Origin of the sequence: Shewanella goraebulensis, assembly GCF_030252245.1 — a bacterium.
In the GTDB taxonomy this organism is placed as follows: domain Bacteria; phylum Pseudomonadota; class Gammaproteobacteria; order Enterobacterales; family Shewanellaceae; genus Shewanella; species Shewanella goraebulensis.
Window position 1 is genome coordinate 3,264,936 of the sequence record NZ_CP126972.1, and the last position, 22,994, is coordinate 3,287,929.

Genomic DNA, 22,994 nt, shown 5'->3' on the forward strand with positions numbered 1-22,994 from the left:
GCATTGACGATATGCCTCTATTTTACTACGTTTATTCAATTCATAATTAATCCATTAATCATTACTTAGCCATCATAGTGGCTAGCACTTAGCTAGGTAATGTTAACTTTATCTATGAATATAATGGAGTAAAAATATGCGTTCTACACTGTTATCAAGCCTAATCGGGGCCTCTCTGTTATTTACACAGCCTGCTCAAGCAGCGTCACTCTCTCAACAATGGACATTATCTGGTTTTTCGCAACCTGAATCTGTTTTTGTTTCTCCTAAGCATGAATGGTTATATGTTTCAAACGTAAATGGTGAAGGAAAAGGTTTTATCAGCAAACTTTCTAAAGATGGACAACTCAAACAAATGAAATGGGTTGATGATCTTGCTGGTCCGACAGGGATGGGCATGTATAACAATCACCTATATGTAGTCGATGGCCTTCAAGTCCATGTTATTGATGTTAAAAAAGGTAGGGTCGTAGATAGTATTCAGGCAAAAGGAGCTGTCATGCTGAATGACCTAAGTATTAGTGCTGAGGGGCAACTGTTTGTCTCTGATATTGCTACCGGTAAAATATATAACCTTGTCAACAATGAGCTGAAGGTTTGGTTTGAAGATAAACGCCTACCACACACCAATGGTTTACTGGTGAAAGGCAATACACTTATCGCTGCAAACATGGCGAGTAAGCTCGCTCAGGAATTTGAATCGGAAGAGTTCGGTTCTCTTTATAAAATTGATATTCCCACTAAATCAGTACAGATGATTAATTCAAGTTATAAACTGGGTGGTCTCGACGGCGTTGCTGCATTGGATGATGCACTGATTGTCAGCCACTTTCCTGCTGGTGAAATCTACAAAATTACCGATAAACAACGTGTTTTGTTAGGAACCGTTGATGCTAGCAGTGCTGATATTAATGTTGATGAGAGTACCCGCACCCTGTTTGTACCTGTTCTTTTCAATGGCACGGTTACTTCATACAAGATCAGCAACGACAAATAATAAGGCGCTGCTGGTATGCCCTTGTTTTAGCCTGTTGTTCATTATTAACAGGCTGATAAATCTTACAGACAGGAAAAAAACAATGAAAAATAAAACGATTATGTTTATTGCTTTATTGTCATTTTACAGCCATTTTTCTTTCGCTATTGATACTCTCTCTGTAACAGGTGAGGTAGAAAAAGAGGTGCCATTAAGATCTGAACGCTTTAACAAGGGGATTGAAAATGTTGATAGAATTAATGGTAAGGGGGCTGGACAAGGACTAATCGACGCGTTTAATGGCGTGTCTCCAGAGCTTGCCAATATCCTTGTGGAGTATAGTTTTGGCGAGGTGTACAACCGTGATATCTTGGATTTTAAGAGCAAGCAGATTGTCATTATTGCCAGTTTGATCGCCAGTGGTGCGCAAAATTCACAGCTTAAGACACACCTGAATGCGGGGCTTAATGTTGGCTGCTCTATAACAGAAATTAAGCAACTTATTATACAGATGACTGCTTATACTGGTTTTCCAAAAGCGAATAATGCGATGCTACTGTTAAAGGAACTCTTGGATGAAAGGCGTGTTAAGGGATTCAATGATTTACCCGATGAGGTAGAAAAAAAAAGCGCAAAGGACAGTGCTCAGCAAGATAAATCTCGCTATCAACAGGGGGTAGAGCAGTTCAATAAATTTGATAATGGTGCAGCACAAACACTGGAAGATAATCTTAAAGAAGTTTCCCCCGATTTGGCTAAATATATCATTGAGTACGAATTTGGAGATATCCTCTCAGAACCAGGTTTGAAGCTAAAGCAACGAGAGATCGCCACGATTGCTGCGTTGACAACCCTTGGCACAGCAAACTCACTACTTCGTTTTCACATGCAAGTTGCGATGCAGGCTGGCGTCAGTAAAGAGGAGGTTGCAGAAGTGATGATAATAACCAGTCTCTATGCTGGGTTTCCTGCTGCGTTGAATGCAAGCATGATCCTGAAAGAGCTTACTGTTAGAGAGTAACCAGGAGATCAATGTATGGACATGGCAACGCGTCTGGAACTGTTTATCGATATCGTTCAACACGGCACATTTGCGAAGGTTGCGGATATACACAACCTCGATCGCTCCGTTGTGTCAAAGCAGATAAAGGCACTTGAAACACAGCTGGGTATTAGACTACTCAATCGTTCGACGCGTGCTCTTGCGCTGACCGATGCGGGGGCTGAGGTATTAAAGCAAGCTGAAATTGTACGCAATGCCTTAGTCGATACAGAGAAACTTGCACAATCATTCCACTGTGAGCCTAAGGGATTACTCAGAATCACCAGTAATGTCTCCTTTGGCCATCTCTATCTTCGTCCTGCGATCAATCGGTTTATGGCAAAATACCCTGATACCTATATCGATTTGATGCTTGATGATAAGCGTACCGATATTATTGGCGACAAATTCGATATTGCCTTTCGCATTGGCCCGCCTAAAGACTCCAATTTAATCGCCAAAAAGCTAGCTTCTAATAAGTTAGCTATCTTGGCCTCCCACTCCTTTATTCAACAATATGGTAAACCTGCAACGATTGAAGCCTTGATTGCATTACCGGCGGTGATCTATTTCAATGGCGAGTTTCATTTAAACAAAATAGAGATAAGTGAGTCGCCTTCAGCAACCAGCAGCCGAATGGTTAAATATAATCAAAATGGACGCTTTAGAGCGAATGATGTTGGCTCTTTGCTGAGTGCTGTTGAAGCAGGGCTAGGATATTCGGTTATCTCGTTGACGACACTTGAACAGAGCATTGAAAAAAATGGACTTGTGCCGTTGTTAACTGACTATAAATTAGCAAACAATAGTGGTGGAATATATGCGGTCTACCCACATCGAAATCAAACACCATTGGTTAATAAATTTATCGAAATGGTGATAGACGTTATCGGCACGCCACCCATCTGGGAAGGTTATATCAATGACTATGAGTCATTCTATCAATAGTAAACAGGAGTAATAAATGCTCCTGTTTAGAATTACATTAGACCAAGTGGGGAGCCTACTTCAATCCCCTTAACTTAACGTTAATCTTCAAGGCTAAGGCGGTAGATAGCAACAGGATCCGGTTGTACACCGAAATCAGCCATTATTTGTAACGGGGTTCCGCCTTCATATTTAGTCCCTTTACGTGAGTCAGGACCAAGGTGCGATAGTAGTATTTGTACAGATGCCCAGCGCTCTGTTAGCCAAAATTCATTAGGGTTTTTCCAATCTCGTTGGAAGCCAAAATCAATACATCCCTCTTCTTCAAGTACATATGGCGTATAGTCTTTTAGGAACTCAGCAAACTTTTCTGTATTTTCTGCCGGTACTGGAAATTTTACGGTTAAACCAATTGCGCCAGTGTAATCAGTTGTTTTGAACCATTCTAATGTTTCTTCAAATGTAATATTGCTCATAAAATATCTCGCTTTTTAGTTATTTTTGGGGATTACTGTTTGTCGCTATATCCTGCGTTGTAATGAGTGCTAAACCAGTTGACGTGAGAGATTATGTACCTTGAGGCTAGATAGTTCGATAAGCAGAAAAGCAATGCATTGTTGATGTTTAAGCATCAATGATAACGGATATGCACCATGCTAAGCCTTTGCCGAATCTTCCTAATCATACAATTAGTAACATTCAACAAGTTTTTTAATGCGAGATCATAATTTTTCACTAATAATTATTGTGATCGCTCTAAGCACATTTGATAAATTAAGGACACTTGATGGGTTACTATCTGATTTAGATGGGACATTAATCAATTCTAGTGACGTTATCGTGCGGGCTTGGGCCACAATTGCACTTAAGCATGAAATGGATATCAATCAAATCCTTCTATACAAGGTGTGCCCTCGTTGGGGGAGATATCATTTTAAGGTCTAACACATCTGACAGTGATATTCTTCAAGCTAGCGAATGGTTGGCAACCATAGAAGCTAGTGATATGCGTGGTGTCGTTGCATTGCCTGGCGCCGTTAAATAGTTTGAATCGAGCATATTCCCTGGGCAATTGTCACCGACGGCACATTATCCTTTGCGCCATCGAGAATTGCAGCAACTTCATTACTAACTCCGGTCGGGGGTCATTCGACCATATCGGTTTAGTTGATAGTGATGCAGGTTCACGTGAAGCGATCTTAAAAGAATACAATTGGAAAGACTCTTGGTTCTTAAGCTTTGGTTCAACTTACGATATCAATGAAAATTGGACAGTAAGAGCAGGTATCGCAAATGACCAAGGTGTTGTGGGCGAAGTTTCATCTTTATCAATTCCTGACTCAGACCGTATCTGGTACTCAGCTGGTTTCACTTACAACATCAACCAAAACTCTAGCCTCGACTTTGGCTACACTTTAGTTGACGGTGAGAAAGTACATGTTCTTGAACAAAGTGCATTAGTTGGTGAAGTTAGTGCATACACTGAGTCAGGCGCTAACTACTTCTCGCTTCAGTACAACTACAACTTCTAAGATAAACTATTTAATAGTTTAAAATATAAGTTAAAAGCCGCCTTAGTTTATTCTGGCGGCTTTTTTGTGGGTGAATGAAAAACGCTTCATTAGATTTTTCTCATAAATAGATTGCACATAACAATAAAGTCCATTAGAATTTTCTTATGGATTATTTTTATTGTTGGATATATTTATGTGGCTAAATCGAGCTTCTCTTTTTACTTTTGCCTCAATTACGCTAATGAGTTGTTACTCGCCTTCGGTTAACGCAGTGGACTCAAACAAAGAAGCTAGTAAAGAGACTAGTAACCTTGCTTCAGCTGACAAACTGTTCACCGTTACTCCTGAAAAACGCATTACTTACCTACAGTTTGATGGTCAAATAGAGGCAACAAAAGCAGCCACAGTATCGGCGCAAACAGCGGGAAGAATTCTAAAGCTTAACTATGACGTAAACGACATTGTGCCAGCAGGCTCGGCTTTGTTGGAAATTACCAGTAAAGAACAAGGTGCAGGTCTAGCTGCTGCGGAGGCTGAATTAGCTCAAGCTCAAGCGAGAAATATTGAATCCCAAGCCCAGTTTAAACGCTATCAAGAATTGTTCCCCAAAGGGGCTATTTCTAAAGGGGCAATGGATGAAGCAACAGCCAACTCAGCCTCAAGCTTACAAGCTGTTACTGCAGCCAATGCCAAACTAGTACAAGCAAGAGAAACATTAAACTACACCACAGTTAGTGCGCCTTTTAGTGGTCGAGTTACAGAGCGCTTTGTTGAACAAGGTGAAACCGTCACTGTTGGTCAAGCCCTCTACGCAGGTTACTCAACCGAAAACATGCGCGCTATATTCCAACTTCCCCAGCGCTATCGTCAGTTAGTTAATGAAAATACCACTATTTCAGTAGAGTTAGCATCAGGATTACGTATAAATTCGAACCAAATTAATCCTTATGTTTTCCTACAAAATGCGAGTCAAAGTTACCAAGTTCGGATTAACTTACCCCGAACAGATCTGGCTGTTTCACCAGGAGAATGGGTCAAGGTGTTCATTGCTGATACAACCGTTAAGCAAATAGTCATTCACAGCCAAGCTATTTTTCAGCGGGGAGATTACACCGCTGTATTTCGTCAACACAATAACAAACTGGTGCAAACTCAGGTGAGGTTACGCAAAATAGATAATGAGCAATATGTTGTTGAAGCTGGCCTGATGGCAGGCGATAAAATAATCAGCGACGCAACAAGTCACCTGTTAAACACTGCAAATTCAGGCGAATAACATCATGACTGAACCTACATCTCTTGGTATTTCAGGTAAAATAGCTAACGCCTTTCAATCGAGTGCAATTACCCCATTATTAGCATTATTGGCGTTATTACTGGGCCTTTTTGCCACTGTGATTACACCAAAAGAAGAAGAACCACAAATAGATGTCACCTTTGCTGATGTTTATATTCCTTATGTTGGTGCTTCTCCTGAAGAAGTGTCTAGCCAAGTCACCTTACCCGCCGAAAAAATCATTTCTGAACTTAAAGGAATTGATACTTTATATTCATTTTCGATGAATGACGGCGCATTAATTATCGCAGTATTTGATGTGGGTGTTCCTCGAGATCACGCGATCGTTAATTTGTATAATCAGCTGCAATCTAACCAAGATAAATTTAATAATGCTGCAGGTATTGGCACGCCTTTAATCAAGCCTCGCGGCATTGATGACGTGCCCATTGTAGGTTTAACCTTATGGTCAAAAGATCCTCAGGTGAATGCAGAAGATCTCACCATTGTCGCCACTGAACTCGAAAAGGAGTTTAAGCGCGTTAAAGGTACCCGTGAAATCTACTCAATGGGCAGACAAGAGCTTGCTGTTAACGTCAGACTAGACCCGTTAAAAATGAATCATTATGGGGTAAGTTTTTCAGACTTAAAGCAAGTCCTCACCGATAATAACCAGATATCTATGCCCGGTGATTTGGTGCAACAAAACCAAGTTATCAAAGTTCAAACTGGTCAATTCTTGCAAACCATTGATGATGTGAGTCAGTTGATAATTAAAGTCAGTAACACTGATAAACAGTCTCAAGCTAGCCCGGTGTATTTATCCGATATTGCTCAAATCAGCTTAAAAGCCGATATCGCCACTGACAATGTTTGGCATGTTAACGCAACGGGGACTTATCCAGCTGTAACGCTCGCTATCGGAAAACAAAGTGGCGAAAATGCCGTTGAGATCACCGAACAGATCATGACTCGTTTAGCTAAAGTCGATAACGTGCTGATCCCAGATAATATCGAAGTTACAGTTTCCAGAAACTACGGTGAAACAGCGGGAAATAAAGCAAACACCCTAATATTGAAATTAATGTTTGCCACTATGGCTGTCGTGCTATTGGTATTAATCACCATGGGGAAACGAGAAGCCTTAGTAGTAGGCATAGCCATAATTGTCACACTGGCAATGACCTTATTTGCTTCTTGGGCATGGGGATTCACCCTCAATCGAATCTCGCTATTTGCACTCATATTTTCCATCGGAATATTAGTTGATGATGCCATTGTGGTGGTTGAAAATATTCATCGCCATATGGCTATGGGCAACAAAAACATCAAAGAGCTGATCCCATTAGCAGTTGACGAGGTTGGCGGTCCAACGATTCTAGCCACGTTTACCGTAATTGCAGCTCTTATGCCGATGGCATTCGTTTCTGGCCTTATGGGGCCTTATATGAGCCCTATTCCTATTAATTCTAGTATGGGAATGCTTATTTCTTTGGTTGTGGCATTTGTTGTCACTCCTTGGCTGAGTTTGAAACTGCTTAGACACAGCAATGCAAAGCCCAGCAATGCTCAGCACAGCAACTCTCAACAAATTAGCGCTCAGCTAATTAGCATTGAAGAAACTAAATCAGAAAATAGTGATAGCAAATTACAGCATTTATTCACCCGACTAATGAGCCCTTTTCTCATCGGTGAAAAAGCAGGGTTCGCTCGCTTAGGCTTAGCGGGCGCAATCTTATTATTAATCGCTATGGCAGTTGCCTTGCCTATTGGACAAGCTGTTATTTTGAAAATGCTGCCATTTGATAATAAATCTGAGTTTCAAGTGTTAGTCGATATGCCTGAAGGTACTCCTGTGGAGCAAACCCAACGTGCCCTTAAAGACTTGAGTGACTACTTACTTAATGTTGAAGAAGTTGAGCACCTGCAACTTTATGCTGGCACTCATGCCCCAATCAACTTTAATGGCCTAGTAAGGCATTACTTTATGCGACAAAGCCAAGAGTTAGGTGACATACAAGTTAACTTGGTGGATAAGTCTGAGCGAAGTCGTGATAGCCACGAAATCGCCACCTCAGTTCGCGCTAAACTGCACGAAATTGCCAAGCCTTACCGAGCAAATGTCAAAATCGTCGAAGTCCCACCAGGGCCTCCGGTATGGTCTCCGATATTGGCAGAGGTTTATGCTCCAACGACACAACTGCGTGAGCAAACCGCAAATGCGCTAGAGCAGCGGTTTAAACAAACTGAACACGTGGTTGATGTTGATATTTACCTACCGAGTAACGCTGCTCATTGGCGTTTACATATCGATAGAAGTAAAGCTCAGCTATTAGGACTGCATTACTCGGATATAGTCGAAACGATCTCAACTGCGGTAAATGGCCTTGATGTAAGCTATTTACACAATAAAGATTATCAATTACCCGTGCCAATCCGCCTACAAGCGACTGAAGAATCAAAGCTTAACTTACAACAAATACTCGCATTAAGATTAACCAATGCTGCAGGGAGGAGTATTAGTTTAACTGAAGTAGTCACAATAGAGCACGGCAATATCAATACACCGATTATCCATAAGAATATGGTTCCGATGATCATGGTTGTCGCTGATATGGCGGGGCCAACTGACAGCCCACTTTATGGCATGTTCAGCATGTTCTCGGGCGTTGAAGATGATAACGACTCTGGCGTTAACCCTCACCCAATTAAACAGCATTTGATTCATCAACCTGACGGTTTAGATGAAGTCGCGATTTTATGGGATGGTGAATGGAAAATTACCTATGAAACCTTTAGAGATATGGGAATTGCCTATGCCATCGGGATGATAGCGATTTACTTATTAGTCGTTGGTCATTTCAAGTCTTACCTAGTGCCTCTAGTGATTATGGCGCCTATCCCATTAACCATAATTGGCGTTATGCCTGGACATGCTCTACTGGGAGCTCATTTTACCGCACCTTCAATGATAGGCATGATCGCGTTAGCCGGCATTATTGTTCGTAACTCAATCCTATTAGTGGACTTTATTAAGCTAGAGACCGCCAAAGGTATGCCGCTTGAGCAAGCGGTTATTCAATCTGGTGCTGTACGTGCTAAACCCATCATGTTAACGGCATTTGCAGCGATGATTGGTGCGCTATTTATCATTGATGACCCCATTTTTAATGGCTTAGCAATCAGTTTAATCTTCGGTATTTTTATATCGAGCATTCTCACTCTGATTGTGATCCCCATTTTGTATTTTAGTGTTATGAAAAATCGACAATCCACTTAAGGAGAAGAAGTATGTCTTTAGAACGAATCATTATGGCTTTCGCAGGGTTTATGGTGTTACTGTCATTGGCATTAACCATGTTGGTGAACCATAATTTTGTCTGGCTAACTGTTTTTGTTGGCGCTAATCTATTACAAAGTGCTTTTACAGGTTTCTGCCCTGCTGCGATGGTATTTAAAAAGCTAGGAGCAAAACCTGCAGCCGAATTAGCCAATTTACAAAAAGAATGAAGGATTAATTGTGCAACAAGATAATTTACGCTTTTTTCAAAAAGCCTTATTACTGATTTTATGCAGCGTCTCATTGATGCTTGCGGTGGCAGCTAATGCTCAAGAGATGAGTCCAAGTGTTGCATGGGATAAAATTAATGCTGGTGCATTAGTGCTTGATGTCCGCACCGAACAAGAGTTCGCGGCAGGCCATTTGGAAGGAGCTGTCAATATCCCTTTCGAATTGGTGTTAACGCACTTAACTAAGCAAGGATTATCGAAAGACACTGACATCGTACTGTATTGCCGTAGTGGCAGACGCAGTGGCATTGCCAATGCTGACTTAGTTAAAGCTGGCTTTACACAAACCTATAATGGCGGCGGGCTTGAAATGTTACAGGCTCATTTAAAGCAAAGCGCTAACTAACATTTACTATTTGCACTTTTAAATAGCGTCAAAAAGCCTCACTTGTCTAAAACAAATGAGGCTTTTTTAATACAGTAACCATTAGAAAATCTATTGAAGGCAATCGATAGTAAGATAACTTACAGCATTTTCACCATTGGGATACAAGCCAATTCAATCCCCCTTGGCGAATGAAAAATAGCCTGTTTGCTGCCTTCAAAGCCACAATTACGATAAAAGTCAGCTGCATTTAACGATGAATCTAACATCAGCTTTTTACAGCTAGCTTGCTTAGCCAACGTTTCTAGATGTTCGAGCATTTTTCTACCTAAACCTTGACCAAAGGACTCAGGACGAACAAACATCGCGTCCACCATTCCAGTGTTAAGATCTATCATGCCAACACCAACAACTTTATTCGCTATTTCAGTCACAAAACCGTGTCTGGCAAAGTCATGAATAAACGTTTCAGGTACATCACCCTCAGTCCATTTAAGCAAGACGTCAGCGCTATAATGCCCTTTACATTGAGATAAAATTGCGAGATTGCGGATCTCAAATGCATCTTTTGCATCAACCATCGTTGCTTTTCTAATTAGCATATTCATTCCGTGTAAAAAGCTTTATTACACACTAATGATTGCTTATATAAAAAACAACACGCTATTGATATCACTTTGGCCTATACAGTGAATGCGTTAGCTGGCAACCTTCACCTTTTCAATACTATCTGCAATCTCCATAAAACTTGGATTTAAGTTCACATCCACAGGTAACTTGAGCTTACGGACAATATCATTAGCAGAAATAAGCCCTCTAATAACACCTAGCTGCTCATCGACAACTAAACAATGTTGATGCTGGGAGTGTTTCAAAGTATCAATCACATCGCTAATACGAGCTTTAGAAAGCTCCTGATAATCAATTGCCTTTAACGCATCTTTTGGCAACATAAAATCAGATAATAATAGCTGTTCTCTTGGAAAGCCTTGTGCAACATGCTTTTGCATTTCTTGGCTATGCAGCATTTGTAAGCTGACCAATCCCATAAAGTGACCTTTTTCATCAATAACAATTTTAAGCCTGACATGGGATTGCTTCATCAAATGTTCAACATCTACAGCTGCAGTGTTTAATTTAATGACTAAAGGTTTGAGGGTTTTAAAATCAGTAAAAACAGCAGAGGCGGCAGAGAATAAATTAATATGCTCGGCCACTTCCGGCCGAGCGAGTAGATCTATTTTTTCAACTGCTCGTAATGATAGCGTCTTCATTGTCACATCCTTCATAGACTGAACTAATACAAAATCCAATTTGTTATCGAGTCTATTGTTAGATGTTTCAATCAGTATCTATAGAAGATAGTCATGGCGGCCAAAATGCATATAATTTTAGTGCATATAATTTTAGTGCATTTAATTCTAGTGCATATAATTAAAGTCGATATGCTGCTTAAACACTGCCACAAAAGCTGGTGTAAACCCAATTTAGAACCAGTACGCATCGGTTTAACAAAGACAAGTTAACGGTTAAATTATAGTCTACTTTCTCAGCACTGTTACTTTAAACGCTCTGGCTGGATCATTAAGCTATTAGTGTCATCAGACAACCAAATTTCTCCATCGCTGATACTCACTTGAATTTTCATACTGCGAGCGACAAATACTTCCATTGCTTTAACACTGTCTTCATCAATATTGAACACTGATAAGTTTTTGTATCGCTGTAAAGCTTGCTCATTTTGTTGCCACCAAATCGGCACACTGCGACCAGCATAAGTAATTAATTGAACTTGCTTAGAACGCCCACAGGCTTTGCGAAGCCATTTTTCATCGGCTTGACCGAATTCAATCCAAAGATTGATTTCATCAGATAAACTTTTTTCCCACAGCTCAGGTTCGTCATCTACGCAAAGGCCTTTGCTGAATTGCAAAGAGTCTGAAGCATTCATGATAAAAGCAAGAATTCGCACCATCATGCGACTGTCAGTTTCTGAAGGATGCTGAGCAATCGTTAATTGATGATCTGCATAGTAATGTCTATCCATATCAGCAATTTGAAGTGCTGCTTTAAAGACCGTAGCTTTAGGCGCCATGAGGGTTCCATTTCAATAAAAAAACCGAGTTTATACTGTTTGTCGTCAGTATGAAACTCGGTTTAACTGAAGCTAACTATAAACAAGGTTTATTTCTTTAATCAGTTCATTTAAGTTTGCCAAATTAACGCTTTATCAATGTTATAAAGCGCCAGGTTGTAGATGTTTAGCCATAGGGAAATGTGCTTTAAGTTTATTGAGCTTCTCTTGGTTTACCACCAACAACATTCTATCGCCGTGCTGGTATTTAGTTGAAATGGTGCTCAGCGACGGTACAGGCTCACGGCTAGCATCACGCCTAACAAGCTCATTAATATCGGTAACAGATTTATTATCTATTTCCATAAGATGACTTTCTGCATTGTCGGAATAAAAAGTATCAATCTTTTGCAGCAAAGGCATCGCAGCAATCGGCAACATTGCGGCATTATCATTTTCATTGAAGAGTAAAATTTCACCCTCTGTGCCATAACTGCCAAAAGCATCTTGATAATGGGTTTCAGTCACACCATCAAAACGATCACTGTTTAAATTGAAAAAACGTTCCCAGAATAATCGACGTTCTTTACCTGAGATGATTTTTTGTTGCACTTCTATGCGCTTAGAAGCGACGAAATCAAATAAGGGACTTAAGGATTGCGGCAGCAACGTTTCGAGGCGTGAGCGAATCGTACGAGCAAATACAGGTGCTGCGCCTGCTGTGCTTATTGCCACCACTAATCTGCCTCTATCTACAATTGATGGGGTGATGAAGCGGCAAAAGCTTGGGTTATCTACAACGTTAACCCAAATGCCTTTTTGGCTGGCGATGACAGCATAATCCATATTGAGCTGTTCATTAGCTGTGGCCATGTAAATCACATCATAATCAGCAATATCTTCAGACTCTACTTCTCGGCGATATAATTTGATTCGGCCTTTTTTTTCATAAACGCGAATCTCATCTGCGATATCTGGAGCGATAACGTCTATTTCGGCTTCTGTACGAGACAATAAATCTAACTTTCTGGTTGCCACCTCACCCGCACCAACAATTAATACATTTAGATTTTTTGTGTCCACAAACAATGGAAAGTATTGCATTTATTCGTCTCGAAATATCAACATAGGCCGACTATAACCAATTTAACAAAGGGTTGTCCTAGTCAATTTGGCTATCAAAGATAATCAATTATTATGATCCAACTAAATATTAGTGTTAATTGTGTGGGGTGCTTTGAGGGGAGCTACATTGCCAACATAACTCAAAACTGCCGTCGTTCATTTCATGACAATGTAAACATTGCCACTCAGGACGATCCATATCATGGGATTCAAGAATAGTTTGAGCTTTTTCTAATTGATTTTGGTTTACCCATAAGTCAACAGTTTGCATTTCTGCAGGGAGTTCACCCACGCCTCCTACAAGTGCTTCACCTGTGAGTTCGACGGTAATACCATTGGTTTCCAGTAGCCCTTTCCAAGTGTGTGCTTGAAGTAAATTTCCACCGGTTAATAATACTTTTCTATCTTCCATTATTATTCCTACTGCTATTGCTCTGCTGGCAAATTTTTAATTATCCTACTTGCAAATGGTTCTTGCTGTCGAGCATTGATTAAACTTTATACTCAATATATGCTCATGATAGTTCTAAGAGGAGAACAATATGAACCTTCAAATATCAGGCATTTTTCAAATCACCAGCTGGGAAGAAACCACCGATATCCAGCACCCTGATGGCGCGAAACAGACCTCTGCCAGTATTACACAAATGTATTCAGGCGATCTAGAAGGCGTAAGTCAGCCCAAATACATTATGTGTTATACCGCCGACGGAGTTGCGGTATTTTGCGGTTATGAGAACGTAGAAGTCAGTGTAAATGGTAAATCTGGCAGCTTTGTATTACAACATGATGGGAAGTTCGAAAATGGTGTGGCTAGCAGCCGTTTCATGATCGTGCCCAATTCAGGTCAAGGAGAGTTAGTTGATATTCAAGGTCATGGCACATTTACCTCTGGTGAAAAAGGCCAAGCCAAGTACCAATTAGAAATAAACCAATTATGATGCCTTTTGCTATAAGTCGATTACATACTGAGTTTGGCATTATTAAAGCCCAAGGTTCATGGCATTCTCAATTTGTTGCTAATACCCAATTTATCACCTTAGAACAACTTTCAACTGACGGCTGGGTAGAACTCGATGTAGCTCACCCTGCCAATAGCCAGTTTATTGCGGTTATTTCCCCTTTAGTTCATCAGCACTTATTATCTCAACACAACTAAGTATCCAGATATTTTATATTTACCGACACTATAATTTACAGCCTAGCTTATTTACAGATGCTTTAATTTAAAGAAGTTGAGCATATAAAAAAAGCCACTCTATTGAGTGGCTTTTTTTATCGTTAAACTAAGTTATTTAACACATTATTGTATTAAATAAAGCAATAACTAAGGCATAACTGCGTCTTGGTCAGCACCTTCTTTTTCAATCTCAACTGGCATCATATGTTCGCGACAGATACCTAGTTTAACCGCTAGGAAGCTTGCTACGTAAATAGATGAATATGTACCTACAAAGATACCGCAAAGTAATGCTGTTGCGAAACCATGAATCATGGTGCCACCTTTAAGGAACAATGCAATCACTACAACAAGGGTTGTGCCCGTTGTAATAATGGTACGACTCATTGTTTGAGTAATCGACTTATTGACGACTTCAACAGGACCACCTTTACGCATCTTAAGGAAGTTTTCACGAACACGGTCATATACAACAATCGTATCGTTCAATGAATACCCCACAACGGTGAGCAAGCCTGCTAATACCGTCAAATCGAACTCAAGTTGTAAGATTGAGAATACACCTAAAGTCACGATAACGTCATGTGCTAGAGCCGCAACAGAGCCCATTGCAAGGCGCCATTCAAAACGGAATGAAACGTAAATAAGAATACAAATTAACGCAACAATAACCGCTAAACCGCCTTGTTCGGCTAACTCTTTACCCACTTGTGGGCCAACAAACTCAACACGCTTTTGAATCACGCTCGAATCTATTGCTTGAGCACCTTTCATGACAGCATTAACTTGGTCATCACTTTTAAGGTCTTCTAGAACCGGAAGGCGAATTAGCACATCTCGACTAGAACCAAAGTTTTGAACCACTGCACCATCGGATTCTTCTGTGTTAAGTTGGCCGCGAAGTTCAATCAAATCGACAGGCTTAGAGAACTCAAGTTCAACGACAGTACCACCAGTAAAGTCGAGTCCCCAGTTAATACCCTTAATACCTAAAGATGCTAATGAAGCGATAACCAATACCATTGATAGGATACTGATAGGCATTGCATGCTTTAAGAAGTTGATCGTTTTATTTACTGAAAATATTTGTAACATGGTCAACGTCTCCTTAGATAGACAGTTTCTTAACGCGTTTACCACCCCACATAAGATTCACGATGACACGTGTTCCTACGATAGAAGTAAACATTGACGTTGCGATACCTATCATCAAGGTCACAGCGAAGCCTTTAACGGCGCCAGTACCTACAGCAAATAGAATCAATGCAGTCATAAATGTTGTGATATTCGCATCAGCAATAGTTGAGAATGCGTTTGCATAACCTTCATGAATAGCTTGTTGAACACTACGACCAGCCAGTAACTCTTCACGAATACGCTCAAAAATAAGTACGTTGCCATCAACAGCCATACCAACTGTCAGAACCATACCAGCAATACCAGGGAGAGTTAAAACTGCACCTGGGATCATTGACATGACACCTACAACCATCACTAAGTTGGCAGTTAGTGCCAAGTTAGCAATTACACCAAAGGCACGGTAATAAACCAGCATGAAAATAAGCACAACAACCATGCCCCAAATCATTGCTAATTTGCCATTCTCGATGTTTTCTTTACCAAGGCTTGGACCAATAGTACGTTCTTCAACGATAGTCACTGGCGCAATCAATGCACCTGCACGAAGCAATAATGCAAGGCTTTGTGCTTCAGAATGGTCAAGACCATTAATCACGAAGTTACGACCAAGACGCGCCTGAATGGTAGCAACAGAAATGACTTCTTCAATCTTAGTCATTTTCACAGTGCCATCAGGGTTACGTTGCCCGCTGTCTTTGTACTCAATGAATAAAGTCGCCATTGGGTTACCAATATTGTCTTTAGTCACGTTTGAGAAAATATTACCACCTTTAGCATCAAGGTTAATCGATACTTGCGGACGACTATATTCATCAAAAGAAGGTTGTGCACCAGTGATATGATCACCTGTTAGCATCACTTCTTTTTTCAGTACTGCAATGCCACCAGAGCGACGAGGGAAGACTTCTGAGCTTGCAGGTACGCGGCCATTGGCTGCAGCTGCTTGGTCAACTTTATCGTCTACCATGCGGAATTCGATAGATGCCGTTGCGCCAAGGATTTCTTTAGCACGAGCAGTATCTTGAACACCAGGAAGTTGAACGATAATACGTTGAGAACCTTGACGTTGAACTACAGGTTCAGCGACACCTAACTCGTTTACACGGTTGCGGATAGTCGTGATATTTTGCTGTAGTGCTTCTTCCTTAATTTGTCTAAGGTAGTCCTCACTCATTGACGCATATAAGGCGTAGTTTTCACCAACGCTACCATCAGTGAATACCATTTCATTACTGAGCGATTTTAAGTAACGTTCAGCTTTGGCAAGATTATCAGCATCACGGAATTTGATTTCTAACCCTTTAGCAGTTTTGCGAACACCTGCATAACGGATTTTTTCTTCACGTAATTGGCTTCTAAAGTCAGCAATTTTGGCTTCTTCCATCTTACGGATGGCTTCCCCCATATCCACTTCCATTAAGAAGTGAACACCGCCGCGTAAATCAAGACCTAGCTTCATTGGCGAACCACCCATGGCTTCAAGCCACTCAGGGGTTGCAGGCGCTAAGTTTAATGCTACGGTATATTTATCGCCTAGGCTTTCAGCAATAGCTTCTCTTGCTAATAATTGCTGCTCTGCATCTTGAACACGGACAATTAATTGACCATCTTCGAGCTCAGCGCGTTTTACCGCAATGCCTTTGCTTTCAAGTATTCCATTTACTGACGTTAGAGTTGAAGTTGTAACTTCAGCACCACGAGTCGCCACGACTTGTACTGCATGATCCTCACCAAAAAGGTTTGGAATTGCATAGAAAGCACCGATGGTGATGACAAGCAGCACCATGATGTTTTTCCACATTGGGTATTTATTTAACACACCTGAGCCCTCTTGGCTTACAACGACTGGATAGAGCCTTTAGGCAATACCGCTGCAACATAATCCTTTTTAATAGTGATTTGGCTAGTTTCATTAATACTTAATAAAACGTAATCACTGTCGTCACTGATTTTAGCAATCTTGCCTAAAATGCCGCCGCTTGTTAGCACTTCATCACCTTTGCTCAAAGCTGACATTAGGTTTTTGTGCTCTTTAACGCGCTTTGACTGTGGACGGAAAATCATAAAGTAGAAGATCAAGCCAAAAACTACTAGCATGAAAATCAGTTCCATCGTGCCGCCACCTTGTGGTGCGCCAGCTGCGTTTGCGTATGCATTTGAAATTAACATATTACTCTCTTCTTGTTTTCTAGATTAAAAATCAGTCTTGCAACTCTGGTACAGGAGGGACTTCACGACCCAACTTGGTATAAAAATCCGTAACGAAGGCGTCTAATGTACCCGTCTGGATTGCACCACGCAAACCTTCCATCAAAATTTGATAGTAACGTAGGTTGTGAATGGTGTTTAAACGCGCACCTAAGATCTCATTACAGCGATCTAAGTGGTATAAATAAGCGCGTGAATAGTTCTTACAAGTGTAACAATCACAGCTTGCATCTAAAGGCGCAGTGTCATCGCGGTGACGAGCATTACGAATTTTAATCACGCCTTCTGGTGTAAATAAATGTCCATTACGGGCATTTCGAGTTGGCATAACACAATCAAACATGTCGACACCACGACGTACGCCTTCAACTAAATCTTCAGGTTTACCAACGCCCATTAAATAGCGTGGTTTTTCTTCAGGCAATTGTGGACATACATGCTCTAAAATGCGGTGCATATCTTCTTTAGGCTCACCAACTGCTAAACCGCCGACAGCGTAGCCATCGAATCCGATTTCAGTTAAGCCTTTTACACTTTCATCGCGTAAATCTTCGTATACACCACCTTGGACGATACCAAATAATGAATTTGGATTTTCTAAGCGGTTAAATTCATCACGCGAGCGCTGCGCCCAACGTAATGACATTTGCATTGATTTACGTGCTTCATCATGTGTTGCAGGATAAGGAGTACATTCGTCAAAAATCATCACAACATCACTGCCTAATGAGTTTTGGATTTGCATCGACTTTTCAGGGTCTAAGAAAATCTTCTCACCATTAATAGGCGAGCGAAAATGTACGCCTTCTTCAGTGATTTTACGAATGTCGCCTAAACTGAACACTTGGAATCCACCAGAGTCAGTTAAAATAGGACGTTGCCAGTTCATGAAATCATGTAAGTCACCATGCTTGCGCATGATTTCTTCACCCGGACGTAACCATAAATGGAAAGTGTTGCCTAACAGAATATCTGCGCCTGTTGCGCGAACTTCTTCTGGTGTCATGCCTTTAACGGTACCGTAGGTACCTACAGGCATAAATGCAGGGGTTTCAACCGTGCCACGTTCAAAAACTAAACGACCGCGACGTGCGCGTCCGTCTGTAGTATCAAGTTCAAAATTCATAAATCACCTTGCCAGATAAACAGTCTGACTCGTAGTTGTTGCATAAGACATGAGGGCATAAGTTATAACTTCAAGGCTGAAGTTAAAATTCGCCCAAAAAAAATACCCACCTCTGTGGGCGGGTATTTTAGATCAAAATCAATCGTTACGGGGCTTTTTTCGTTAAAAACATGGCATCACCATAGCTAAAAAAGCGGTATTTTTGTTCAATCGCATGCTGATAGGCCTTCATCACATTATCAAAACCCGAAAATGCACTAATTAACATAATCAACGTCGATTCTGGTAAATGGAAATTAGTCACCATTGCATCAATCACTTTGAACTCGTAACCAGGGAAAATGAAGATATCAGTGTCACCTTTAAACTCTGCAAGTGGATTATTACCGCTGGCTTTTGCTGCACTTTCAAGTGAACGCACCGAAGTGGTTCCTACGGCAATGACTCGATTACCCGCAGACTTGGTTTCAGCGATTAAATCGACAACCTCTTGAGACACTTCGGCCCATTCTGAATGCATCACATGCTCATCAATAGTTTCAACACGTACAGGTTGGAAAGTACCCGCTCCAACATGCAGTGTCACAAAAGCAACTTTAACGCCCTTTTCTTTTAGTGCTGTCAGCATTGCATCGTCAAAATGTAATCCTGCAGTAGGCGCAGCCACAGCGCCAGGTGTTTGATTGTAAACCGTTTGATAGCGCTCTTTATCGGTATCTTCGTCAGGGCGATCAATATATGGTGGTAGTGGCATATGGCCGACTTCTTCCAATACCTCTAAAATCGTTTTTTCAGAATTAAGTTCAAGTTCAAATAAGGCGTCATGACGTTTAAGCATTGTCATTTCGTAACCGCCATCTAGAATGACAATTGAATCAACTTTAGGCGACTTAGAGCAACGCACGTGGGCTAGAATTCGTTTATCGTCGAGCATTCTTTCAACAAGAATTTCGAGTTTACCGCCAGATGCTTTTTGACCAAATAAACGAGCAGGAATAACACGAGTGTTATTGAACACCATTAAATCGCCACTATTAACTTTAGATAGCACGTCAGTAAATTGCTGATCAGCTATTGCACCGCTATTGCCATCAAGGGTCAATAATCTTGATGCATTTCGCTCTGCCATTGGGTAGCGAGCAATAAGTTCATCAGGTAAATCAAAAGAAAAGTCAGCAACGCGCATATCAATACTCTTTTAAAGACAATAAAAACGGCCGCTAGTCTAGGACTACCGACCACTAATATCAAGTTTAGGGAGCTAAATAATGTGCTGTTTACACGAAGGGAACATACAAATACCGAAATTTGAATAGGTCAACTTATACCAGCAAAGGAAGACATTTAAATACTGACTAGTGATTAATTAAATCATCTATTGGTTATTTACCAGATAATAGCCAAAATCACTTAGGATTTGGTGATTCGAATTGATCAATGCTGCTTTCTAACTCAGCAGCAGATTTAGCCGCTTCAGTATCTTCAGCCAAAGTGTTTGTTTCAGGTAGAAAGGATTGTTTTTCAAAACGAAGGTCGACTTCAATTTTCGTGCGTTTACGACTAGGTTGTTGCCCTAACACTGACATGATCCAGTTTTTCATCATCCATGATCCTTAAACCGATTTTTATAATGTGACGCAACATCCTTGAAAATAATACCAATGACATTTGACTAGAAATCTATATGATTGAAACTAGACTTAAAAAACTCGTCAGTGGCGTTTAACTTTTCTATGCGTGGTTAAGCATCATACTGAAAAACTCAAAAATTAAAAGTACAAAATATGAACTTTCTTGCTCACCTACATTTAGCCGATATCAGTAATACTCATTTGGCAGCAAATCTTGCTGGTGACTTTGCAAAAGGCGATATAAAACACTTCCCTAAACCGTTACAGCAAGGAATTTGGCTGCATAGACAGATTGATCAAATTACCGATAGCCATGAACTTATTGTGGATTTAATTAAGCAGTTTCCAAAATCATCCCGTAGAGTCGCTCCAATACTGGTTGATTTAGCATTTGATCATTACTTAGCCTTTTACTGGGATGAATATCATCAAGAGTCATTAGCTGATTTTACTAAAAAAGCCTATCACAGCCTCGAGACGACATCAGACTTGCCAGAAAAGCTACAACAAATAGCGCCGAGCATCATTGAACAAGACTGGCTATCAGCTTATCAGACCAAAAAAGGGATGAATAAAGCCATTGAAGGGGTTAGCCGCCGTATTTCGAAGCCTGATTTATTCAAAACTGCCATTGCTGACGTCGATAAACTTTACGTTGATATCGAAATCGCTTTTAGAACCTTCTATCCACAGTTAATGGCCTACAGCCGCATTTACAGCAGAAAAACCCCTGCTCAGTACTTGCCTTAACCGTAAATTTTTGCATCACATAATACTTAAAACCTAATTGCTGCGTGTTAATCAATACTCGCAGCCAAATCTTTGCTAAAATACCCCACTATTTTTGTAAACCGATGCGACTTCATGCAAATTTTTGATTACCAACCACCTAGTATTCCTTGGCTCGATATCCGCTATAAAGACCGAGATATCATTGTTATTAATAAGCCTGCAGGATTGCTAGCGAACCCAGGTAAAGCACCTGCAACGCACGATTGTGCAATCACTCGTGTTCAGAAGCTATTTCCTGAAGCCATCTTAGTACATCGTTTAGACTGTGACACTTCAGGTATTATGGTATTTGCTCGCAATAAAAAAGCTGAGTCTCACTTAAAAACCCAATTTCAAGATCGTAAAACCAAAAAGGTTTATATCGCAGAAGTTAAGGGACAAATTGAAAGTGACACTGGTACTGTTGATTTATCACTGGCAGCCGACAAAACTAATCCACCTTTTCAGGTTGTTTCAGAGCAAGGTAAAACGGCAATCACTCATTATGAAGTGATTGAAAGACATGCCGAGCATACTTTAGTTAAGTTAATGCCAGAAACAGGAAGAACTCATCAGCTTCGCGTTCACATGCTTGCACTCAATCACGTGATCTTAGGCGATGCATTTTATGCAGACGAAGCCACTGTAGCATTACGAGACAGACTCAGTTTACATGCGCAAATGCTAACGATTACTCACCCTTACACTCAAAAGCAACGTACTTTTTTCAGTAAGCACCCTTTTAGTGACTAAGCGGTAGATATCAGCGATTAAGTTAAAAAAATCAGTAACTTAGTTTAAAAACAAGAAAAAGCCGCTCAATGAGCGGCTTTTTTATATCGGTTCAAAACCAATATTTAACTATTGGCTTTGTTCTCTGCAGCTTCACAAGCGGCTGCGGTAAATACCACATCAGTTGAGCTATTAAGCGCGGTTTCAGCTGAGTCTTGAACCACACCAATAATGAAGCCCACAGCAACCACTTGCATGGCGACGTCGTTCGAGATACCGAATAAACCACATGCTAATGGGATAAGTAGTAATGAACCACCTGCAACACCTGAAGCGCCACATGCAGAAACTGCCGCTACTACACTCAATAACACCGCAGTTAGAAAGTCGACTTGAATGCCTAGTGTATTCGCAGCAGCAAGAGTCAGTACAGTAATGGTAATCGCCGCACCGCCCATGTTAATGGTTGCACCCAACGGAATTGATACTGAATAAGTGTCTTTATGAAGCTTTAATTCTTCACATAAGGCCATGTTGACAGGAATGTTCGCCGCACTTGAACGAGTGAAGAACGCTGTAACACCACTTTCACGTAAACACTTAAGTACCAATGGATAAGGGTTACGTCTAATTTTCAAGTACACAATGATTGGATTAACCACTAATGCAATAAATAGCATTGCACCAACCAACACACCTAGCAACTGTGCATAACCTGCTAGTGCATCAAAACCTGTAGCCGCAATCGTGCCCGAAACCAGACCGAAGATACCAATAGGGGCAAAGCGAATAACAAAACGAACAATTTTAGTTACGCCATCACTTAAATCAGATACCACTTTCTTAGTCGACTCACTTGCATGATGCAAGGTAATCCCAAGACCCACAGCCCAAGCCAAGATACCAATGTAGTTACCTGTTAATAAGGCATTCACAGGGTTATCTACAATTTTAAATAGCAAAGTATTTAATACTTCAGCGATGCCTTGTGGTGGGTTAGAACCTTCAATACCGCCAGCCAACAGTAATGTTGTTGGAAATGCAAAACTAAATGCCACAGCTGTTAATGCCGCTGCTAAAGTACCGACTAAATACAAGCCAATAATAGGACGCATATTTGTCTGAGCATTTTTCTTTTGATTCGCTATCGATGAAGCAACGAGAATAAACACTAAGATTGGCGCGACGGCTTTCAAAGCTTCAACAAACAAACTACCTAAAAAAGATACCTGTGTTGCAGCTGAAGTTGAGAAAGTTGCCAGGATAACACCCAGAACAATACCGACGAGAATTTGTAGCACTAAGCTACCGCTAGCGACTCGCGCTAACAGAGATGGATTTTGATTCATTGCTTGACCTATGATTATTATATTTATG

25 protein-coding genes are annotated in these 22,994 nt (G+C 40.7%); 12 read left to right on the plus strand and 13 right to left on the minus strand.

Annotated features, from left to right (window positions below):
- Nucleotides 1-136 precede the first annotated feature (136 nt).
- From QPX86_RS13750 to QPX86_RS13760, 3 genes are all read left to right on the plus strand, one after another.
- The gene (locus QPX86_RS13750; RefSeq protein WP_220754768.1) at nt 137-997 is read left to right on the plus strand and encodes an SMP-30/gluconolactonase/LRE family protein; all 861 of its coding nucleotides are present in this window, start codon (nt 137-139) and stop codon (nt 995-997) included.
- Between the two features lie 82 nt (nt 998-1,079).
- Entirely contained in the window at nt 1,080-1,997 is a 918-nt protein-coding gene (locus QPX86_RS13755; protein WP_285163020.1) for a carboxymuconolactone decarboxylase family protein, read from the plus strand.
- Between the two features lie 15 nt (nt 1,998-2,012).
- Nucleotides 2,013-2,966, plus strand: a complete 954-nt coding sequence (locus QPX86_RS13760; RefSeq protein ID WP_285163021.1) for a LysR family transcriptional regulator — start codon at nt 2,013-2,015, stop codon at nt 2,964-2,966.
- Between the two features lie 80 nt (nt 2,967-3,046).
- Here QPX86_RS13760 and QPX86_RS13765 read toward each other — a convergent pair whose 3' ends face one another.
- Nucleotides 3,047-3,421 carry a putative quinol monooxygenase gene (locus QPX86_RS13765; protein WP_285163022.1) on the minus strand — a complete coding sequence of 125 codons (375 nt, stop codon included), beginning with the start codon at nt 3,419-3,421 and terminating at the stop codon, nt 3,047-3,049.
- Nucleotides 3,422-3,958: 537 nt separating this feature from the next.
- Here QPX86_RS13765 and QPX86_RS13770 point away from each other — a divergent pair.
- The 5 genes from QPX86_RS13770 to QPX86_RS13790 all read left to right on the plus strand — a co-directional run bounded on the left by QPX86_RS13770 (nt 3,959) and on the right by QPX86_RS13790 (nt 9,651).
- A complete protein-coding gene (locus tag QPX86_RS13770; protein ID WP_259651363.1) occupies nt 3,959-4,477 on the plus strand; it encodes an OmpP1/FadL family transporter in 519 nt (172 codons plus the stop codon).
- Nucleotides 4,478-4,652: 175 nt separating this feature from the next.
- A complete protein-coding gene (locus QPX86_RS13775; RefSeq protein ID WP_285163023.1) occupies nt 4,653-5,735 on the plus strand; it encodes an efflux RND transporter periplasmic adaptor subunit in 1,083 nt (360 codons plus the stop codon).
- Between the two features lie 4 nt (nt 5,736-5,739).
- Nucleotides 5,740-9,015, plus strand: coding sequence for an efflux RND transporter permease subunit (locus QPX86_RS13780; RefSeq protein WP_285163024.1), 3,276 nt, complete (start codon nt 5,740-5,742; stop codon nt 9,013-9,015).
- 11 nt (nt 9,016-9,026) lie between these two features.
- Entirely contained in the window at nt 9,027-9,245 is a 219-nt protein-coding gene (locus tag QPX86_RS13785; protein ID WP_220754775.1) for a YgaP family membrane protein, read from the plus strand.
- Nucleotides 9,246-9,321: 76 nt separating this feature from the next.
- Complete coding sequence (locus QPX86_RS13790) at nt 9,322-9,651, plus strand: rhodanese-like domain-containing protein (protein WP_220754803.1); 330 nt, start codon at nt 9,322-9,324, stop codon at nt 9,649-9,651.
- Between the two features lie 119 nt (nt 9,652-9,770).
- On the opposite strand, the gene QPX86_RS13795 is transcribed toward QPX86_RS13790, so the two are convergent.
- From QPX86_RS13795 to QPX86_RS13815, 5 genes are all read right to left on the minus strand, one after another.
- The gene (locus QPX86_RS13795) at nt 9,771-10,232 is read right to left on the minus strand and encodes a GNAT family N-acetyltransferase (RefSeq protein ID WP_220754776.1); all 462 of its coding nucleotides are present in this window, start codon (nt 10,230-10,232) and stop codon (nt 9,771-9,773) included.
- 96 nt (nt 10,233-10,328) lie between these two features.
- A complete protein-coding gene (locus tag QPX86_RS13800; protein ID WP_220754777.1) occupies nt 10,329-10,904 on the minus strand; it encodes a CBS domain-containing protein in 576 nt (191 codons plus the stop codon).
- Nucleotides 10,905-11,188: 284 nt separating this feature from the next.
- Nucleotides 11,189-11,725 (minus strand): YaeQ family protein, encoded by a 537-nt coding sequence (locus QPX86_RS13805; RefSeq protein ID WP_220754778.1) that lies wholly within the window; start codon nt 11,723-11,725, stop codon nt 11,189-11,191.
- 141 nt (nt 11,726-11,866) lie between these two features.
- Nucleotides 11,867-12,808, minus strand: coding sequence for a precorrin-2 dehydrogenase/sirohydrochlorin ferrochelatase family protein (locus QPX86_RS13810; protein ID WP_220754779.1), 942 nt, complete (start codon nt 12,806-12,808; stop codon nt 11,867-11,869).
- A 115-nt stretch (nt 12,809-12,923) separates the two neighbouring features.
- Nucleotides 12,924-13,241, minus strand: a complete 318-nt coding sequence (locus QPX86_RS13815) for a putative signal transducing protein (protein WP_220754780.1) — start codon at nt 13,239-13,241, stop codon at nt 12,924-12,926.
- A gap of 130 nt (nt 13,242-13,371) precedes the next feature.
- Here QPX86_RS13815 and QPX86_RS13820 point away from each other — a divergent pair, with 130 nt between their 5' ends.
- Both QPX86_RS13820 and QPX86_RS13825 read left to right on the plus strand, forming a co-directional pair.
- A complete protein-coding gene (locus QPX86_RS13820; protein ID WP_220754781.1) occupies nt 13,372-13,770 on the plus strand; it encodes a DUF3224 domain-containing protein in 399 nt (132 codons plus the stop codon).
- On the plus strand, nt 13,767-13,988 hold the full coding sequence (locus tag QPX86_RS13825) for a globin family protein (RefSeq protein ID WP_220754782.1): 222 nt from the start codon (nt 13,767-13,769) through the stop codon (nt 13,986-13,988). The genes QPX86_RS13820 and QPX86_RS13825 overlap by 4 nt, the downstream gene beginning before the upstream one ends.
- A gap of 168 nt (nt 13,989-14,156) precedes the next feature.
- Here the strand turns inward: QPX86_RS13825 and secF are convergent, their stop codons facing one another.
- The 6 genes from secF to QPX86_RS13855 all read right to left on the minus strand — a co-directional run bounded on the left by secF (nt 14,157) and on the right by QPX86_RS13855 (nt 20,087).
- A complete protein-coding gene (gene secF / locus QPX86_RS13830) occupies nt 14,157-15,104 on the minus strand; it encodes a protein translocase subunit SecF (protein ID WP_220754783.1) in 948 nt (315 codons plus the stop codon).
- 13 nt (nt 15,105-15,117) lie between these two features.
- On the minus strand, nt 15,118-16,968 hold the full coding sequence (gene secD, locus QPX86_RS13835; RefSeq protein WP_220754784.1) for a protein translocase subunit SecD: 1,851 nt from the start codon (nt 16,966-16,968) through the stop codon (nt 15,118-15,120).
- 17 nt (nt 16,969-16,985) lie between these two features.
- Nucleotides 16,986-17,318, minus strand: coding sequence for a preprotein translocase subunit YajC (gene yajC, locus QPX86_RS13840; RefSeq protein WP_220754785.1), 333 nt, complete (start codon nt 17,316-17,318; stop codon nt 16,986-16,988).
- A 31-nt stretch (nt 17,319-17,349) separates the two neighbouring features.
- Nucleotides 17,350-18,483 (minus strand): tRNA guanosine(34) transglycosylase Tgt, encoded by a 1,134-nt coding sequence (gene tgt / locus QPX86_RS13845; RefSeq protein WP_220754786.1) that lies wholly within the window; start codon nt 18,481-18,483, stop codon nt 17,350-17,352.
- Nucleotides 18,484-18,628: 145 nt separating this feature from the next.
- A complete protein-coding gene (queA, locus tag QPX86_RS13850; protein WP_220754787.1) occupies nt 18,629-19,669 on the minus strand; it encodes a tRNA preQ1(34) S-adenosylmethionine ribosyltransferase-isomerase QueA in 1,041 nt (346 codons plus the stop codon).
- 220 nt (nt 19,670-19,889) lie between these two features.
- Entirely contained in the window at nt 19,890-20,087 is a 198-nt protein-coding gene (locus QPX86_RS13855) for a hypothetical protein (protein ID WP_220754788.1), read from the minus strand.
- Between the two features lie 180 nt (nt 20,088-20,267).
- Between QPX86_RS13855 and QPX86_RS13860 the strand changes: the two genes are divergently transcribed.
- Together QPX86_RS13860 and QPX86_RS13865 are read left to right on the plus strand one after the other, a co-directional pair.
- A complete protein-coding gene (locus tag QPX86_RS13860) occupies nt 20,268-20,864 on the plus strand; it encodes an acyl carrier protein phosphodiesterase (protein WP_220754789.1) in 597 nt (198 codons plus the stop codon).
- Nucleotides 20,865-20,978: 114 nt separating this feature from the next.
- Nucleotides 20,979-21,638 carry an RluA family pseudouridine synthase gene (locus QPX86_RS13865; RefSeq protein WP_285163025.1) on the plus strand — a complete coding sequence of 220 codons (660 nt, stop codon included), beginning with the start codon at nt 20,979-20,981 and terminating at the stop codon, nt 21,636-21,638.
- 104 nt (nt 21,639-21,742) lie between these two features.
- Here the strand turns inward: QPX86_RS13865 and sstT are convergent, their stop codons facing one another.
- The gene (gene sstT / locus QPX86_RS13870) at nt 21,743-22,966 is read right to left on the minus strand and encodes a serine/threonine transporter SstT (RefSeq protein WP_285163026.1); all 1,224 of its coding nucleotides are present in this window, start codon (nt 22,964-22,966) and stop codon (nt 21,743-21,745) included.
- Between the last annotated feature and the right edge of the window lie 28 nt (nt 22,967-22,994).

What these genes read in the sequence shown, in the direction of transcription:
- QPX86_RS13750 (WP_220754768.1), top strand. Translation starts at nt 137, where the DNA reads ATGCGTTCTACACTGTTATCAAGCCTAATCGGGGCCTCTCTGTTATTT.
- QPX86_RS13755 (WP_285163020.1), top strand. Translation starts at nt 1,080, where the DNA reads ATGAAAAATAAAACGATTATGTTTATTGCTTTATTGTCATTTTACAGC.
- QPX86_RS13760 (WP_285163021.1), top strand. Translation starts at nt 2,013, where the DNA reads ATGGACATGGCAACGCGTCTGGAACTGTTTATCGATATCGTTCAACAC.
- QPX86_RS13765 (WP_285163022.1), bottom strand. Translation starts at nt 3,421, where the DNA reads ATGAGCAATATTACATTTGAAGAAACATTAGAATGGTTCAAAACAACT.
- QPX86_RS13775 (WP_285163023.1), top strand. Translation starts at nt 4,653, where the DNA reads ATGTGGCTAAATCGAGCTTCTCTTTTTACTTTTGCCTCAATTACGCTA.
- QPX86_RS13780 (WP_285163024.1), top strand. Translation starts at nt 5,740, where the DNA reads ATGACTGAACCTACATCTCTTGGTATTTCAGGTAAAATAGCTAACGCC.
- QPX86_RS13785 (WP_220754775.1), top strand. Translation starts at nt 9,027, where the DNA reads ATGTCTTTAGAACGAATCATTATGGCTTTCGCAGGGTTTATGGTGTTA.
- QPX86_RS13790 (WP_220754803.1), top strand. Translation starts at nt 9,322, where the DNA reads ATGCTTGCGGTGGCAGCTAATGCTCAAGAGATGAGTCCAAGTGTTGCA.
- QPX86_RS13795 (WP_220754776.1), bottom strand. Translation starts at nt 10,232, where the DNA reads ATGCTAATTAGAAAAGCAACGATGGTTGATGCAAAAGATGCATTTGAG.
- QPX86_RS13800 (WP_220754777.1), bottom strand. Translation starts at nt 10,904, where the DNA reads ATGAAGACGCTATCATTACGAGCAGTTGAAAAAATAGATCTACTCGCT.
- QPX86_RS13805 (WP_220754778.1), bottom strand. Translation starts at nt 11,725, where the DNA reads ATGGCGCCTAAAGCTACGGTCTTTAAAGCAGCACTTCAAATTGCTGAT.
- QPX86_RS13810 (WP_220754779.1), bottom strand. Translation starts at nt 12,808, where the DNA reads ATGCAATACTTTCCATTGTTTGTGGACACAAAAAATCTAAATGTATTA.
- QPX86_RS13815 (WP_220754780.1), bottom strand. Translation starts at nt 13,241, where the DNA reads ATGGAAGATAGAAAAGTATTATTAACCGGTGGAAATTTACTTCAAGCA.
- QPX86_RS13820 (WP_220754781.1), top strand. Translation starts at nt 13,372, where the DNA reads ATGAACCTTCAAATATCAGGCATTTTTCAAATCACCAGCTGGGAAGAA.
- QPX86_RS13825 (WP_220754782.1), top strand. Translation starts at nt 13,767, where the DNA reads ATGATGCCTTTTGCTATAAGTCGATTACATACTGAGTTTGGCATTATT.
- secF (WP_220754783.1), bottom strand. Translation starts at nt 15,104, where the DNA reads ATGTTACAAATATTTTCAGTAAATAAAACGATCAACTTCTTAAAGCAT.
- yajC (WP_220754785.1), bottom strand. Translation starts at nt 17,318, where the DNA reads ATGTTAATTTCAAATGCATACGCAAACGCAGCTGGCGCACCACAAGGT.
- tgt (WP_220754786.1), bottom strand. Translation starts at nt 18,483, where the DNA reads ATGAATTTTGAACTTGATACTACAGACGGACGCGCACGTCGCGGTCGT.
- queA (WP_220754787.1), bottom strand. Translation starts at nt 19,669, where the DNA reads ATGCGCGTTGCTGACTTTTCTTTTGATTTACCTGATGAACTTATTGCT.
- QPX86_RS13855 (WP_220754788.1), bottom strand. Translation starts at nt 20,087, where the DNA reads ATGATGAAAAACTGGATCATGTCAGTGTTAGGGCAACAACCTAGTCGT.
- QPX86_RS13860 (WP_220754789.1), top strand. Translation starts at nt 20,268, where the DNA reads ATGAACTTTCTTGCTCACCTACATTTAGCCGATATCAGTAATACTCAT.
- QPX86_RS13865 (WP_285163025.1), top strand. Translation starts at nt 20,979, where the DNA reads ATGCAAATTTTTGATTACCAACCACCTAGTATTCCTTGGCTCGATATC.
- sstT (WP_285163026.1), bottom strand. Translation starts at nt 22,966, where the DNA reads ATGAATCAAAATCCATCTCTGTTAGCGCGAGTCGCTAGCGGTAGCTTA.